Origin of the sequence: Cupriavidus pauculus (assembly GCF_008801835.1) — a bacterium.
Lineage (GTDB): Bacteria > Pseudomonadota > Gammaproteobacteria > Burkholderiales > Burkholderiaceae > Cupriavidus > Cupriavidus pauculus.
On sequence record NZ_VZOW01000031.1, the window covers coordinates 1 to 13,778 of the forward strand.

Genomic DNA, 13,778 nt, shown 5'->3' on the forward strand with positions numbered 1-13,778 from the left:
CGGCCAGTGCGGCACGCCATCCTTCATCGTGCATTTGGCAAGCAGCCGGTTGACGAACGCGCGCGCCAACGTCGCGCCGCGCGAGAAACCGAATACGGCGATGTCGATGCGGGTGACTCGGTGGTTGAATCTCAACGTATTCTTAAGATCTTCCTCGGCGTTGGTCAGTCGCACATCCCAGCCCAGTCCCAAGCCACCGCCAAGTACTTCGCTATCGCGCAGCTTTTCCCACCACGTTGGATCGCTCGCATTGAGCGGCGTGCCGACACCGGGATAGTAAAATCGATAAACAAGAGGCTGGTCGTCTGCAATATGCCCTTCATACAATCGCGCTACGTTGGACAATTTATTCAACGGCCTATCGACATTACGATTATTTCCGGTGCCGTCAAAAAAGAAGCTCAACCAAGGCTGCTCCTCGCAGGTCGCGCATGCCTCGAAGTCTCCGCCGTACAGTCCGATCATGGTTCCAACCGTCCTCGCAAACGACTCGTGGGAGTCTGTGAACCAGTCCTGCATCTTTATTCTCCTTTTTTACGCATCACACGTTGGCCTGAAAACAGCTTGTCGACGCGTGGGTTTCTGGGGTCCAGATCGACTGATGGCACAAGCTCAACTTCCACTTCATGGCGGGGAAAGAATCGCACCAATACATAGTTATGTGTCTTCGTCTCTTTTGGCATGGTCCCGCTCACCAAGACATCTCTGCTATACGTCCTCCACTGCGACTCGTCTTCCCGACGCCCTCCCACACGCCAGACCACCTTGACGGTCTGGCCCACGCCCGGCATCAAGCCGCAGCAGATGTGGCCTCCCGAGGTTCCCCTTCTCGAAAATTCACTAACCTGAGTGCCACTCACCCCTGTACGTTTCCCGTCTGCAGTCAAAATCGAGAAGTCATAGATAAAGTCCTCGGTGTAGTTCGCGGCCCACCCTGCTGCCTCTACCCAGCCGCGAGGTTGCCCGCTTGCACACCCGCCCAACAGCACCAGCCAAACCGCCACTGCGATCGTCTTGATGAATCTCCTCATGCATCTCCTTTTCTTGTGTAATTGACTCCAGAGTCGTGGGAGTCTGTGAACCAGTCCTGCATCTTTATTCTCCTTTTTGGCGCATCACGCGCGGGCCTGTAAAGAACAGCTTGTCGACACGTGGATATCTCGCGCCGCGGGGATCGTCTCCCGGAATAAATTCGGCCTCCACCTCATGATCTGGGAAAAATCTCACGATCAGATAGCTGTGCCGGCTTGCGTTCCTCGAGACTTGTCCCGTGACAACGACGACCCGTTCATACGTTCTCCACTGCGACTCTTCGTCTCGACGCCCGCCCACACGCCAGACCACCTTCACCGTCTGCCCCACGCCCGGCATCAAACTGCAGCAGATGTGGCCTCCGGAGGTTCCCCTTCTCGAAAATTCACTAACCTGAGTGCCGCTAACCCCTGTACGTTTCCCGTCAGCGGTCAAAATCGAGAAGTCATAGATATAGTCCTCGGTGTAGTTCGCAGCCCACGCTGCTGCCTCCACCCAACCGCGGGCTTGCCCGATGGCACACCCGCCCAACATCACCAGCCAAACCGCCACTGCGATCGTCTTGATGAATCTCGTCATGCGTCTCCCTTTGCGTAAGTTCATTTCAGAAACCAAGAATGCTTTTCGTTGCGCGCACATCGAACGCCTGACATAGCGAAGCAGGCGGAGCAGTGGGGATTCGGGATCTTCTTGCGTTTCGTTTCTGGCCGTCATTGGCTTCGGTCAAAAACAACCGCCTGCGCCAGCGGATGCAGCGTGGGGCAATGCTGCGCGAGGCGTGTCCGTGATGGCTTGCGGTGGGGGGCGCAAGCCAGGTACGTCGCACGGGTACCGGAAAGAGGCATTCGCGGGGGAAGAGGTGCTTGTGGTTTTCATCCCCGTCGATGGGCGACGTCCGACGACGATGGCACAATACGCGCCATGCAACGTCTCTGGTCCGCCTTCGTCAAGGTCGTGCTGCTCGCAGTGGTGGGCGGCGCGCTGCTGATTTCGTTTGCCGTGCTGATGGCCAGCCGGCAGTTGCCGTCGCTCGATGCGCTGATGGCGTTCCGGCAATCGCCGGGCTACGTGCAGCTCGACAAATTTCCGCACACGCTGCCCGAAGCCGTGGTCGCCATCGAGGACGATCGCTTCTATCTGCACGATGGCGTCGACTACGTGGGCGTGATGCGCGCCGGCATCGCCAATTTGTCGGACGACCTCTCGCAGGGCGCGTCGACCATCACCATGCAGGTGGCGCGCAACTTCTTCTTGTCCCGGCAGAAGACCTACACGCGCAAGCTCTACGAAATCCTGCTGGCGTACCGCATCGAGAAGGCCCTGAGCAAGGACCAGATCCTCGAGCTTTATCTGAACAAGATTTACCTGGGCCAGGGCGCCTACGGATTTGCCGAGGCGGCCGACACCTATTTCGGCAAGCCGGTCGACCAGCTCACGCTGGCCGAATGCGCGATGCTGGCCGGGTTGCCCAAGGCACCGTCGGCCAATAACCCCGTGGTCAATCCGCGCCGCGCGCGGCAGCGGCAGACGTACATCCTGCTGCGGATGATGGAACTCGGCCGCATCACGCGCGCGCAGTACGACAGCGCGTTGCTGGAACCATTACGTCTGCGCTGAGCGACTACGTCCGCTCGCGTTTTGCCGCGCCGCGGCATGACGGCGTGTCAGCGGACGCCCGACTGCGCGGTCCCGATATGGCGTGCTAGCCTGCCAGCCATCGGCACAGGACAGCCGGGGAGACAAGCCATGGAAGGACTCTGGGGCGATATCTACGGCACGCTGCGTGCCGAATTTGCGGACGTGCCCGACGTCAAGGAACTGACGCGCCTGCTGCTGCGCCTTTCCCTGGCGATCGTGCTTGGGGGATTGATTGGCTACGAGCGCGAGGCCGCCGGCAAGCCGGCTGGCCTGCGCACGCACATGCTGGTGGCAATGGGCACGGCGCTGTTCGTGCTGGTGCCGCTGCAGGCCGGCGTGCCGCTGGTCGACATGAGCCGCGTCCTGCAGGGACTGATATCGGGCATCGGCTTTCTGGGCGCGGGCGCCATTATCAAGCTCGACAGCGAAAAGGATGTGCGCGGACTGACCACAGCCGCCAGCATCTGGACAGTAGCAGCCATCGGCGTGGCCTGCGGGATGGGCCGCGAAAGCACCGCGGTGATCGCCACACTGTTCGGCCTGGCGATCCTGCAGCTGCTCTATCGCGTGAAAAAACGGTGATGTCCGCGATCAAGCCAGCAATCAAGCGGCGGCAGGCTGCGCCACCTCGAGCTTCTCGCGGTGCCGCGCCACGGCGTCCAGCACGATGGCGTCGAGCCCTTCGCCACCCGTTTGGTCGATGTGAGCCAGAAACGCGCGCCGCATGCGCGGTTCCCAGAACTTCTTGATGTGGCCGGCGATGTCGGCCAGCGCTTCGTCTCGGTCGGGCATCGCCTCGAAGAAGCCGCCAATCTGGTTGGCCATCTTGACCAGGTTTTCGATATGCATGGCGGACCCTATGCGATGTGAAGTCGTTGGGAATGGGTGTAGACCACCAGCGTGCCGCCGCGCACAAAGCCGGCCAGCGTCACGCCGGCTGCATCCGCCAGGCGCACGGCCATGGCGGTCGGTCCGGACACGGCCGCCAGCACGCCCGCGCCAATTGCCGCGGTCTTCTGCACCATTTCATAGCTCGCGCGGCTGGTGACGATCACCGCGCCTTGACCGATATCTTCGTGCGCGCCGCGCGCCAGTGCGCCGGCCAGCTTGTCCAGCGCGTTGTGGCGGCCGACATCTTCGCGCACCAGGGCTATCTCGCCGTCGGCGCGCATCCAGGCCGCCGCGTGCGTGGCGCCCGTGTCGCGCAGCAACGCCTGCCGCCTGTGCAGCGTGGCGAATGCCTGTTCGAACAGGCTCGGATCGAACGCCACCGCGCTGTGCACCGGCGCAGGCGTGCGCATGACCTCATCGAGCGATTCGGTGCCGCACAAGCCGCAGCCGGTGCGCCCGGCCAGCGCGCGGCGGCGTCCCTTGAGCCCCACGAATGATTCCGTTGCGATTTCCACCTTGACCGTAATGCCCTGCGCGCCCGGCTCGACGTCGATGCCGTAAATGTCACTCACGCGCCCGACAATGCCCTCGCTGAGGCTGAAGCCGATGGCGAAGTCTTCCAGGTCTGCCGGCGTGGCCAGCATCACCGCATGCGAGATGCCGTTGAATTCGAGCGCCACCGGCACTTCCTCGGCCAGATGGTCCACCTCGCTGGCCACCGCGCCGTGTCGCCAGCGCTTGACGGCGAAGGTGCGCTGCGCCGGCACCTCGCCGGTGCCGGCCGCGCTGTCTGGAGATGGCACATCACGCTTCATGAGTTGATCCTCGGTCTTTGCGGCTAGCCCGCCGACGCGGTTTCGCCGGCCGCGCGCAGCAGCGCAAGCTGCTCCTCGTTGAATGCCTGATAGTTGCGCTGCCAGGTCGATGGCTGGGCAACGGGCATCACCTGCACCGCCGTCACCTTGTATTCGGGACAGTTGGTGGCCCAGTCCGAATTATCGGTGGTAATCACGTTGGCGCCGGACTCCGGAAAGTGGAATGTCGTGTACACCACGCCCGGCTGCATGCGCTGGCTCACGATCGCGCGCAGCACCGTTTCGCCGGCGCGGCTTTGCACGCCGACCCAGTCGCCATCCTTGATGCCACGCTCCTCGGCGTCGTGCGGATGGATTTCCAGACGGTCCTCGTCATGCCAGTGCACATTGTGCGTGCGCCGCGTCTGCGCGCCAACGTTGTACTGCGACAGGATACGCCCGGTGGTCAGGATCAGCGGATACTTGCGATTGACCTTTTCGTCGGTGGCCACGTACTTGGTGATGATGAACTTGCCCTTGCCGCGCACGAAGGCGTCGACGTGCATGGTCGGCGTGCCTTGCGGCGCCTCGGCGTTGCAAGGCCACTGGATGCTGCCCAGCGCGTCGAGCTTTTCGTAGCTGACGCCCGCGAACGTCGGCGTCAGGCGCGCGATCTCGTCCATGATCTCGGACGGATGCCGATACGACATCGGATAGCCGAGCGCATTGGACAACAGGATCGTCGCTTCCCAGTCCGAATAGCCGGCCTTCGGCGGCATCACCTTGCGCACGCGCGAAATGCGGCGCTCCGCATTGGTGAACGTGCCGTCCTTTTCCAGGAACGACGAACCCGGCAGGAACACGTGCGCATACTTGGCAGTCTCGTTCAGGAAGATGTCCTGCACGACGATGCATTCCATCGACGACAGCGCCGCCGCCACGTGCTGCGTGTTCGGATCGGACTGGACGATATCCTCGCCCTGGCAATACAGCCCCTTGAACGTGCCGCTGATGGCCGCATCGAACATGTTCGGGATGCGCAGGCCCGGCTCGGGATTGATGTCGACGCCCCATGCCGCCTCGAAGCTGCCGCGCACGGTGGAATCGGACACGTGCCGGTAGCCTGGCAGCTCGTGCGGGAACGAGCCGATATCGCACGAGCCCTGCACGTTGTTCTGGCCGCGCAGCGGATTCACGCCCACCCCTTCGCGGCCGATATTGCCGGTGGCCATCGCCAGGTTGGCGATGCCCATCACGGTGGTCGATCCCTGCGCGTGCTCGGTCACGCCCAGCCCGTAGTAGATCGCCGCATTGCCGCCCGTGGCGTAAAGCCGCGCGGCGCCGCGCAGCGCATCGGCCGGCACACCCGTCACGGCTTCCATTGCCTCGGGCGAATTCTCTGGCAGCGAGACAAAATCGCGCCACTGCTGGAAGGCGCGGTCCTCGCAGCGCTGTGCGATAAACGCTTCGTCGAGCAGCCCTTCGGTAACGATCACATGCGCCATGGCGCTGACCAGCGCGACATTGGTGCCCGGACGCAACTGCAGGTGATAGTCGGCGCGGATATGCGGCGAGTCGACCAGATCGATCTGGCGCGGATCGACCACGATCAGCTTTGCCCCGGCGCGCAGGCGGCGCTTCATGCGCGATGCAAACACCGGGTGCCCGTCGGTCGGGTTGGCGCCAATGACCATGATCACGTCGGCCTTGGCCACCGAGCGGAAGGTCTGCGTGCCAGCCGATTCGCCCAGCGTGGTCTTCAGGCCGTAGCCGGTCGGCGAATGGCAGACGCGCGCGCAGGTGTCGACGTTATTGTTGCCGAACGCCGCGCGCACCAGCTTCTGCACCAGATATCCTTCCTCGTTGGTGCAGCGCGACGACACGATGCCGCCGATCGAATCCTTGCCGTGCTCGGCCTGAATGCGCTTGAACTGCGACGCCGCATAGCCGATCGCCTCTTCCCACGACACCTCGCGCCACGGGTCGGTGATCCGGGCGCGGATCATCGGCTTCAGGATGCGGTCCTTGTGGGTCGCATAGCCCCAGGCAAAGCGCCCTTTCACGCAGGCGTGGCCCTCGTTGGCGGCGCCGTCCTTGTAGGGCACCATGCGCACCACTTCGTTGCCCTTCATCTCGGCCTTGAACGAACAGCCCACGCCGCAATAGGCGCAGGTCGTCACCGTGCTGTGCGTGGCCTGGCCGAGCTGGATCACCGAGGTCTCGGTCAGCGTGGCGGTCGGGCACGCCTGCACGCATGCGCCGCACGAGACGCAATCCGATTCCATGAACGGCTGGCTGGTGCCCGCCGCCACGCGCGAATCGAAGCCGCGGCCGCTGATGGTCAGCGCGAATGTGCCCTGGGTTTCCTCGCAGGCGCGCACGCAGCGGTTACAGACGATGCACTTGGACGGATCGTAGGTGAAGTACGGATTCGATTCGTCCTTCTTCATCTGCGTGTGCGTGGCGATCGGCGCGGCGCCGCCCGCGCCATCCGCATAGCGCACCTCGCGCAGGCCCACCACGCCGGCCATGTCCTGCAGCTCGCAGTTGCCGTTGGTCGGGCACGTCAGGCAGTCGAGCGGGTGATCGGAGATGTACAGCTCCATCACGCCGCGGCGCAGATCGCCAAGCTTGCCACTTTGCGTGCGCACCTTCATGCCCGCTTCGACGGGCGTGGTGCACGACGCCGGATACCCGCGACGCCCCTCGATTTCCACCAGGCACAAGCGGCACGAGCCGAACGGCTCCAGCGAATCGGTGGCGCAAAGCTTGGGCACGCCGATGCCGGCCTCGGCGGCGGCGCGCATCACGGACGTGCCGGCGGGCACGGTCACGGACACCCCATCAATTTCCAGCGTTACCTGCGTATCGGCATCGCTGGCCGGCGTGCCGTAGTCAAAATCGTCGCGAGCGTTCACGGACGTCTCCCGTCATGCACTGCTGTGAGGATGCGCACCCCTGAGGGATGCGTCGGTTCTATACGGCCCGCCGTGCGTGACAGGCGGGCCATGCTTCAGGCTGCCTTGGCCGGTTTGGCGGACAGTCCGAAGTCTTCGGGGAATTCATTCAGCGCGGACAGCACCGGATAAGGCGTCATGCCGCCCATCGCGCAGAGCGACCCTGCCAGCATCGTGTCGCACAGGTCGCGCACCAGCGCCACGTGCTTGACCGGCTCGTCGCCGGCGATGATGCGGTCGATCACCTCGACGCCGCGCGTGGAGCCGATCCGGCATGGCGTGCACTTGCCGCACGATTCGATCGCGCAGAAATGCATCGCGTAGCGCGCCATCTTCGCCATGTCGACGGTTTCGTCGAACACCACGATGCCGCCATGGCCGACCACGGCGCCGAACGCGGCATACGCTTCGTAGTCGATCGGCGTATCGAAACGCGCCTCAGGCAGATACGCGCCGAGCGGCCCGCCCACCTGGACCGCACGAATCGCCCGGCCGCTGCGCGTGCCGCCGCCGAAATCGATCATCAACTGGCGCAGCGTGATGCCGAACGCCTTTTCCACGAGTCCACCCTGGCGGATATTGCCAGCCAGCTGGAACGGCAGCGTGCCGCGCGACCTGCCCATGCCGTAGTTCTGGTAGAACGCCGCGCCGCGCGCCAGGATCACCGGCACGGTGGCCAGCGAGATCACGTTGTTGATCACCGTGGGCTGCCCGAACAGCCCCTTGAGCGCGGGCAGCGGCGGCTTGGCGCGCACCACGCCGCGCTTGCCTTCAAGGCTTTCCAGCAGCGCCGTTTCCTCGCCGCACACATAGGCGCCGGCGCCCTTGCGCACCTCAAGCCGGAAGCGCCTGCCGCTGCCGCGAATGTTGTCGCCAAGCCAGCCGGCCTGCGTCGCGATCTCGATGGCCGCTTCGGTCGCGGCAATCGCGTGCGGATATTCGGAGCGCGTGTAGATGTAGCCGGCCTCGGCGCCGACGGCCAAACCCGCGATCGTCATGCCTTCGATCAGCATGAACGGATCGTCTTCCATCACCATGCGATCGGAGAACGTGCCGGAGTCGCCTTCGTCGGCGTTGCAGACGATGTACTTGACCGGCGCCTGCGCCGCCAGCACGGTCTTCCACTTGATGCCGGTCGGGAACGCCGCGCCGCCGCGGCCGCGCAGGCCTGAATCGAGCACCTCCTGCACGATCTGCACGGGCGTCATCGACAGCGCGCGCGTCAGGCCGGCAAAGCCCTCGTGCGCGATGTAGTCGTCGAGCGACAACGGATCGGTGATGCCCACGCGCGCAAACGTCAGGCGTTCCTGGTTCTTCAGGAACGGCATCTCGTCGGTCGGCCCATGCGCCAGCGGATGCGCGCCGCCGGCGAGGAAATCCGCGTCGAACAGTGCGGCGACATCGTCCTCGGTCACCGGGCCGTAGGCCACGCGCCCGGCGTCGGTGCGCACTTCCACCAGCGGCTCCAGCCAGAACATCCCGCGCGAGCCGTTGCGGACGATGCGCACGTCGTCGCCACGTCGCGCCGCTTCGCGCGCAATGGCCTGCGCCACTTCGTCGGCGCCCAGGGCCAGCGCCGTGGAATCGCGCGGTACGAAAATCGTGGTGGTCATGCGCGCACCTCCGCGTCGTCCCGCAGGGCGTCGATCAGCTTGTCGAAGCGTTGCGCATCGACGCGCGCGTAGAGTTTCTCGCCAATCGTCATGGCCGGCCCGGTGGCGCACTGCCCCAGGCAGTAGACCGGTTCCAGCGTGAACTGGCCGTCCGGCGTGGTCTCGTGGAAATCGCAGCGCAGCGCCTTGCAGGCGTGCGCGGCCAGCGCTTCCGCGCCCACCGACTGGCACGCCTCGGCGCGACAGACCTGCACCACATGGCGGCCCGCGGGCTGCTGGCGAAAATGGTGATAGAACGTGATCACGCCATGCACTTCGGCGCGCGACAGGTTCAGCGCACGGGCGATGGTCGGTACCGCATCGTCGGGAATGAATCCGTGGCGATCCTGGATCTCGTGCAAGATCGGCAGCAAGGCGCCAGGCATGTCGCGCTTGGCCGCAACGATGCGCGCAATGGCGTCGGCTCCTTCATTGCCGGCCGACGCCGTGGGGGTGGCGAATTGTGGCATTGGCTTTGTCTCCGTATTCTTTATCGGCACCCGCCGCAATACCGGCTTTTTTGTACATATTCGGGAACACCACAACGGGCTTTCTGGGCGCTTTGTGCGACTATAGGTTCGTGATTGACGCCGTTCAATATGCTATTTTCCGCATATGCTTCGCATTTCGATCCTCCCGCACCTGCAGATCCGCGACGACACCTCGCCGACACCCGCGCCAGCGCTGGATGTGTCGCGTCTGGTGGCGCTGCTGGCGCATATCGAATCGACCGGAAACATCGCGCAGTCGGCCGAAGCGATGGCGTTGTCATATCGCTACGCATGGGGCATCCTGCGCGACGCCGAAACATTGTTCGGCGGTGCGTTGATCGCCAAGACCCGTGGCCGCGGGTCGACGCTGACGCCGCTGGCGCAGCAACTGGTGTGGGCCAGCAAGCGCATTGCAGCCCGGCTGTCGCCGACATTGGACAGTCTGGCGTCCGAACTGGAAATCGAACTGAAGAAGCTGATGGCGGCCAGCGACCCGGCCGTGCGCATCCACGCCAGCCATGGTTTTGCGGTGGCCGCGCTGCGCGATTTTCTCGATGAGCAAAAAATCCGCCACGACGTGAAGTACTGCGGCAGCCTTGAAGCCGCGGCGGCGCTGGCCGAAGGCGCGTGCGACGTGGCGGGATTCCATGTGCCGATCGGCGAATTCGAGCAAGAAACGCTGCGCCGCTTCACGCGCTGGCTGCGTCCCGACACCCATTGCCTGATCCACCTGGCCACGCGGCAACAGGGTCTGTTCGTGCGGCCCGGCAATCCGCTGGGCGTGAACACGCTGGACGACCTGGCGCGCGCCGACGTGCGGTTCGTCAACCGCCAGCTTGGTTCCGGCACGCGCCTGCTGCTTGACCTGATGCTGGCGCGACGCGGCATCGACGCCAACACCATCGAAGGTTTCAGCAACGGCGAATTCACGCATGCGGCGGTGGCCGCATATATCGGCAGCGGCATGGCCGACGTTGGCTTTGGCGTGGAAACCGCCGCGCGGCGCTTCGGCCTGGAATTCGTCCCCGTGCTGCAGGAGCGTTACTTCTTCGCGCTCGAAAAACGCGCGCTGCAAAGCCCCGCGCTGGTCGGCGCGGTCGCCGCGATGAACGACAGCCGCTACCGCGAACGTGTCAACGCGCTACCGGGCTACAACGGCGAACTAACCGGCACCGTGATGACGTTCGAAGAGGCCTTTCCGGGCGTCAGCCTGTGATGGCGCCATGACTGGCGCGCTGGATGGAAAGGCCCGACTCAGCGGGCCTCCAACGTAACGGCATCCCGATCAGTACGCCACCACCGACAGCGTTACCCCGGCAGGCACGCGCACCTTGTCGCTGTACACGCCGTTGGCGGGCGTGCGCGGCGCGATGAAGCTGGCCCAGCCCTGCAGCATGGACGGCGCGGTGGCTGGCAGTTTTCGCAGCGTGGTGAACGACGTGGCCGACGGGTCGATCAGCGGCAGCGTGAACGTGCCGTCGGTCCATGCCGGGTAGCCGTAACGCTCCGGTGACGTGGCCAGCGGCATCGTGCTGTTGGTCGTGATGCGCCAGTTCACCAGCGCGTCGTTGAACTTCCAGCCGGCGCCGGTGATCGCTGCATCGAGCACCTGCCTGGACCCGGACACCTTGCGCGTCAGCAGGTCGCGATAGAAGTCGATGCCGAGTTGTCGATTGAGGAAGCCGCCGAAGCTGCCGGACACCGCATAGCTTTCGCACGTGGCGCCAAAGCCCGTGAACTGCATCAGGTTGCAGTTGTAGTCGCTGTAGCGGTAGTAGTCGGGCAGGCGGACATCGCGGATCGGGTTGTAGCCGGTGGCGATAATGCCGCTCAGGAAGTCCTCCATCTGCATTGCGGTCATTTCTTCGAGCCACGTGTCATACGCATACTCGGCGCCCATCTTCACCTGACGGCGATAGAAGTTCTGCATGTGCGTGCCCTCATGCGCCATCGTGGTCTTGATCGCGCGCAGGCCGTCGGGACCGCCGAGCGACAGCGTTTCGCTATCCAGATAGAGCGAAATAGATTCGTTGCTGTTGGGCTCGCGCGTCTTCAGCATGTTGTGCAGGCCCCAGAAATAGCCGACCGTGCCATACGCCTTGCCATCGCGGTTGAAGTTGAGCACCACGATGTCGATCGGCATGCCGGCGGGCAGCATCGACGCGCCAAAATCGTTGGCGCCCCACAGCGCACCGCCCACGCCGACCAGCCGGTCATAGACCATGCCGCCGCCGGCAAAGGCCGCGGCCAGTTCGGACACCATGGTGTCGGTGACAGCGGCCGCTTCGGTAGTTTCCACCCAGATGTTGATCACGGTGCCATCGCTGGCCGACACCTGCTGGCGCAGTGTGGCCGGCCGCGACGTGCCATCGATGTGATACCAGTTGCGGCTGGCGCCGGGACCAAGGCCCGTGGTGCCGATACTTGCCGCCAGCGGCGCCGGCACGCCGAGCGTGGTCAGCATCGGATTGGAACTGGCGCGCGTGGCATCGACCCATCCGGCGCGGTTGTATTCGCCGATTGCGCGTTGCGCGGCCTCTTCGGTAGACGCAACGCTCAGCGCCTGCGGCGACACCATTTCCGCGACAACGCTGGACGAAATGCCCGCCGGCATGGTCACCGCGGCGTCACCGAGATTCGACAGCATGATCGAAACCGTCTTGCCCGCCAGGCCGGAAATCGAATATTGCACATCGATGGCGCTGCCGCTCGTATTGGCCTTGCCCCAGACGCCGGCCTGGCTGCCGGCGTAGGTGCTGCCGGTGGCCGCACCGCAGCCGGTGCAGGCCAGATCGAGGCCGGAAACCAGCAGCGGATCGGTCGATGGATTGGTGTTCGGGGTGTTGGCGACCGCCGGCTGCGCGGGCGTTCCGCCGTCGCCTCCGCCGCCACAGGCGGCCAACGCCAGTGCGGCAATGACCGTCAGCCCGGCAAGACCGGACAACCGGGTGGAGAAGCGAAAGCGTGCTTCGGCACGCGCATTCATGCGACGCATCTTGGAACTCCGTAATCTGGACGTTCTCCAGCGGCAGCGGCGCAGCCGTAGCCTGCAGCGCTCTGGAGGGGGTCTTCCAATAACGACGCATAACCGGGCAGATTTAGGGTGGCGGTTCATCAGCCGCCCGTGCGGTGCCGGCCATATTGGGCGCTGACGCGAGTTCAATCCGTGGTGATACGCACGCAGGCTGGCGTAGGCTTGCGCCGCGAGCAATCGCAAAAGCCCCGCCACGACCGTGTGTCGTGCGCGGGGCGACCAGAGCAAGCGGATCGACGAATCGATGGATCGACAGCGCAGCGGTGGCGAGACCGCGGGTCTGGCGAACGATCCGTCGAACAGATCGGCGAACGGGTCCGCCAGGCGGCTAGTAGATCTCGGGGATCACCATGCTCTCCGGCACCGGCTGGCGGGTGTAGTCGGCGTGGCGCTCGCGCTCAGGCAGCACGATGGTGGGCTGCGACGGCTCCACGTACGGCATCTGCTGCAGCAGATGATGAATGCAGTTCAGGCGCGCGCGCTTCTTGTCGACGGCCTGCACCACCCACCATGGCGCCTCGGCAATATGCGTGCGTTCCAGCATGATTTCCTTGGCGCGCGTGTAGTCTTCCCAGCGGCGGCGCGACTCCAGATCCATCGGGCTCAGCTTCCATTGCTTGAGCGGATCGTGGATGCGGCTCAGGAAGCGCAGATGCTGCTCTTCGTCGGTGATCGAGAACCAATACTTGATGACCTGGATGCCCGAGCGCACCAGCATGCGCTCGAACTCGGGCACCGAGCGGAAGAATTCCTCGTACTGGTCGTCGGTGCAAAAGCCCATCACGCGCTCGACACCGGCGCGGTTGTACCAGCTGCGGTCGAACAGCACCATTTCGCCGGCCGCAGGCAGATGCGAGACGTAGCGCTGGAAATACCACTGGGTGCGTTCGCGGTCATTGGGCGCCGGCAGCGCCGCCACGCGGCACACGCGCGGGTTCAGACGCTGCGTGATGCGCTTGATCACACCGCCCTTGCCTGCCGCATCGCGGCCTTCGAACAGGATCACCACCTTGTGCCCGGTGGCCACCACCCAGCTCTGCAGCTTCACCAATTCGCCCTGCAGGCGAAACAGTTCGCGGAAATAGAGATGACGCTCGGCGCGCTCGGCCTCATCGCCGTTGAGATTGCTGTTGTCGCCCGGGCCGCCCGCCTCGCCCGACAGCACGCGCTGGACCAGCGCGGGATCGCGGTCCTCGAGCTCCAGTTCCAGCTCTTCGTCGTAATAGTCCGCGACTTCGCGGTGAATGCGCCGGATCAGCGCCTCGTCGTTGTAGTCCATCGCTTTCCTC

General features: G+C 64.5%; 13 protein-coding genes. 3 read left to right on the top strand and 10 right to left on the bottom strand.

Going from position 1 to position 13,778, the window contains the following annotated elements; all coding sequences use genetic code 11:
* From F7R19_RS23300 to F7R19_RS23310, 3 genes are all read right to left on the bottom strand, one after another.
* The coding region (locus tag F7R19_RS23300; RefSeq protein ID WP_211922784.1) for a phospholipase effector Tle1 domain-containing protein at positions 1 to 519 on the bottom strand (519 nt) is incomplete at its 3' end.
* Between the two features lie 2 nt (positions 520 to 521).
* Positions 522 to 1,031, bottom strand: a complete 510-nt coding sequence (locus F7R19_RS23305; RefSeq protein ID WP_150982163.1) for a DUF3304 domain-containing protein — start codon at positions 1,029 to 1,031, stop codon at positions 522 to 524.
* A 64-nt stretch (positions 1,032 to 1,095) separates the two neighbouring features.
* Entirely contained in the window at positions 1,096 to 1,746 is a 651-nt protein-coding gene (locus F7R19_RS23310; protein ID WP_150982164.1) for a DUF3304 domain-containing protein, read from the bottom strand.
* Positions 1,747 to 1,953: 207 nt separating this feature from the next.
* Between F7R19_RS23310 and F7R19_RS23315 the strand changes: the two genes are divergently transcribed.
* Both F7R19_RS23315 and F7R19_RS23320 read left to right on the top strand, forming a co-directional pair.
* Entirely contained in the window at positions 1,954 to 2,649 is a 696-nt protein-coding gene (locus F7R19_RS23315) for a transglycosylase domain-containing protein (protein WP_150982165.1), read from the top strand.
* 129 nt (positions 2,650 to 2,778) lie between these two features.
* Complete coding sequence (locus tag F7R19_RS23320) at positions 2,779 to 3,252, top strand: MgtC/SapB family protein (RefSeq protein WP_061960029.1); 474 nt, start codon at positions 2,779 to 2,781, stop codon at positions 3,250 to 3,252.
* Between the two features lie 21 nt (positions 3,253 to 3,273).
* On the opposite strand, the gene F7R19_RS23325 is transcribed toward F7R19_RS23320, so the two are convergent.
* The 5 genes from F7R19_RS23325 to F7R19_RS23345 form a co-directional block, all read right to left on the bottom strand.
* Positions 3,274 to 3,519, bottom strand: coding sequence for a formate dehydrogenase subunit delta (locus F7R19_RS23325; protein ID WP_150982166.1), 246 nt, complete (start codon positions 3,517 to 3,519; stop codon positions 3,274 to 3,276).
* Between the two features lie 8 nt (positions 3,520 to 3,527).
* Positions 3,528 to 4,376 carry a formate dehydrogenase accessory sulfurtransferase FdhD gene (fdhD, locus tag F7R19_RS23330; protein WP_061960027.1) on the bottom strand — a complete coding sequence of 283 codons (849 nt, stop codon included), beginning with the start codon at positions 4,374 to 4,376 and terminating at the stop codon, positions 3,528 to 3,530.
* A gap of 23 nt (positions 4,377 to 4,399) precedes the next feature.
* Complete coding sequence (gene fdhF, locus F7R19_RS23335; protein WP_150982167.1) at positions 4,400 to 7,273, bottom strand: formate dehydrogenase subunit alpha; 2,874 nt, start codon at positions 7,271 to 7,273, stop codon at positions 4,400 to 4,402.
* Between the two features lie 95 nt (positions 7,274 to 7,368).
* Complete coding sequence (locus tag F7R19_RS23340) at positions 7,369 to 8,925, bottom strand: formate dehydrogenase beta subunit (protein WP_150982168.1); 1,557 nt, start codon at positions 8,923 to 8,925, stop codon at positions 7,369 to 7,371.
* Positions 8,922 to 9,434 carry a formate dehydrogenase subunit gamma gene (locus F7R19_RS23345; RefSeq protein WP_061960024.1) on the bottom strand — a complete coding sequence of 171 codons (513 nt, stop codon included), beginning with the start codon at positions 9,432 to 9,434 and terminating at the stop codon, positions 8,922 to 8,924. Before F7R19_RS23345 ends, F7R19_RS23340 begins: the two co-directional genes overlap by 4 nt.
* Positions 9,435 to 9,579: 145 nt before the next feature.
* Here F7R19_RS23345 and F7R19_RS23350 point away from each other — a divergent pair, with 145 nt between their 5' ends.
* Entirely contained in the window at positions 9,580 to 10,671 is a 1,092-nt protein-coding gene (locus F7R19_RS23350; RefSeq protein ID WP_150982169.1) for a substrate-binding domain-containing protein, read from the top strand.
* Positions 10,672 to 10,740: 69 nt separating this feature from the next.
* Here F7R19_RS23350 and F7R19_RS23355 read toward each other — a convergent pair whose 3' ends face one another.
* Both F7R19_RS23355 and ppk2 read right to left on the bottom strand, forming a co-directional pair.
* Positions 10,741 to 12,450 carry a M30 family zinc metallopeptidase gene (locus F7R19_RS23355; RefSeq protein ID WP_150982170.1) on the bottom strand — a complete coding sequence of 570 codons (1,710 nt, stop codon included), beginning with the start codon at positions 12,448 to 12,450 and terminating at the stop codon, positions 10,741 to 10,743.
* Positions 12,451 to 12,817: 367 nt separating this feature from the next.
* Positions 12,818 to 13,768 carry a polyphosphate kinase 2 gene (ppk2, locus tag F7R19_RS23360; protein ID WP_150982171.1) on the bottom strand — a complete coding sequence of 317 codons (951 nt, stop codon included), beginning with the start codon at positions 13,766 to 13,768 and terminating at the stop codon, positions 12,818 to 12,820.
* Positions 13,769 to 13,778 lie beyond the last annotated feature (10 nt).

What these genes read in the sequence shown, in the direction of transcription:
- F7R19_RS23305 (WP_150982163.1), bottom strand. Translation starts at nt 1,031, where the DNA reads ATGAGGAGATTCATCAAGACGATCGCAGTGGCGGTTTGGCTGGTGCTG.
- F7R19_RS23310 (WP_150982164.1), bottom strand. Translation starts at nt 1,746, where the DNA reads ATGACGGCCAGAAACGAAACGCAAGAAGATCCCGAATCCCCACTGCTC.
- F7R19_RS23315 (WP_150982165.1), top strand. Translation starts at nt 1,954, where the DNA reads ATGCAACGTCTCTGGTCCGCCTTCGTCAAGGTCGTGCTGCTCGCAGTG.
- F7R19_RS23320 (WP_061960029.1), top strand. Translation starts at nt 2,779, where the DNA reads ATGGAAGGACTCTGGGGCGATATCTACGGCACGCTGCGTGCCGAATTT.
- F7R19_RS23325 (WP_150982166.1), bottom strand. Translation starts at nt 3,519, where the DNA reads ATGCATATCGAAAACCTGGTCAAGATGGCCAACCAGATTGGCGGCTTC.
- fdhD (WP_061960027.1), bottom strand. Translation starts at nt 4,376, where the DNA reads ATGAAGCGTGATGTGCCATCTCCAGACAGCGCGGCCGGCACCGGCGAG.
- F7R19_RS23340 (WP_150982168.1), bottom strand. Translation starts at nt 8,925, where the DNA reads ATGACCACCACGATTTTCGTACCGCGCGATTCCACGGCGCTGGCCCTG.
- F7R19_RS23345 (WP_061960024.1), bottom strand. Translation starts at nt 9,434, where the DNA reads ATGCCACAATTCGCCACCCCCACGGCGTCGGCCGGCAATGAAGGAGCC.
- F7R19_RS23350 (WP_150982169.1), top strand. Translation starts at nt 9,580, where the DNA reads ATGCTTCGCATTTCGATCCTCCCGCACCTGCAGATCCGCGACGACACC.
- F7R19_RS23355 (WP_150982170.1), bottom strand. Translation starts at nt 12,450, where the DNA reads ATGCGTCGCATGAATGCGCGTGCCGAAGCACGCTTTCGCTTCTCCACC.
- ppk2 (WP_150982171.1), bottom strand. Translation starts at nt 13,768, where the DNA reads ATGGACTACAACGACGAGGCGCTGATCCGGCGCATTCACCGCGAAGTC.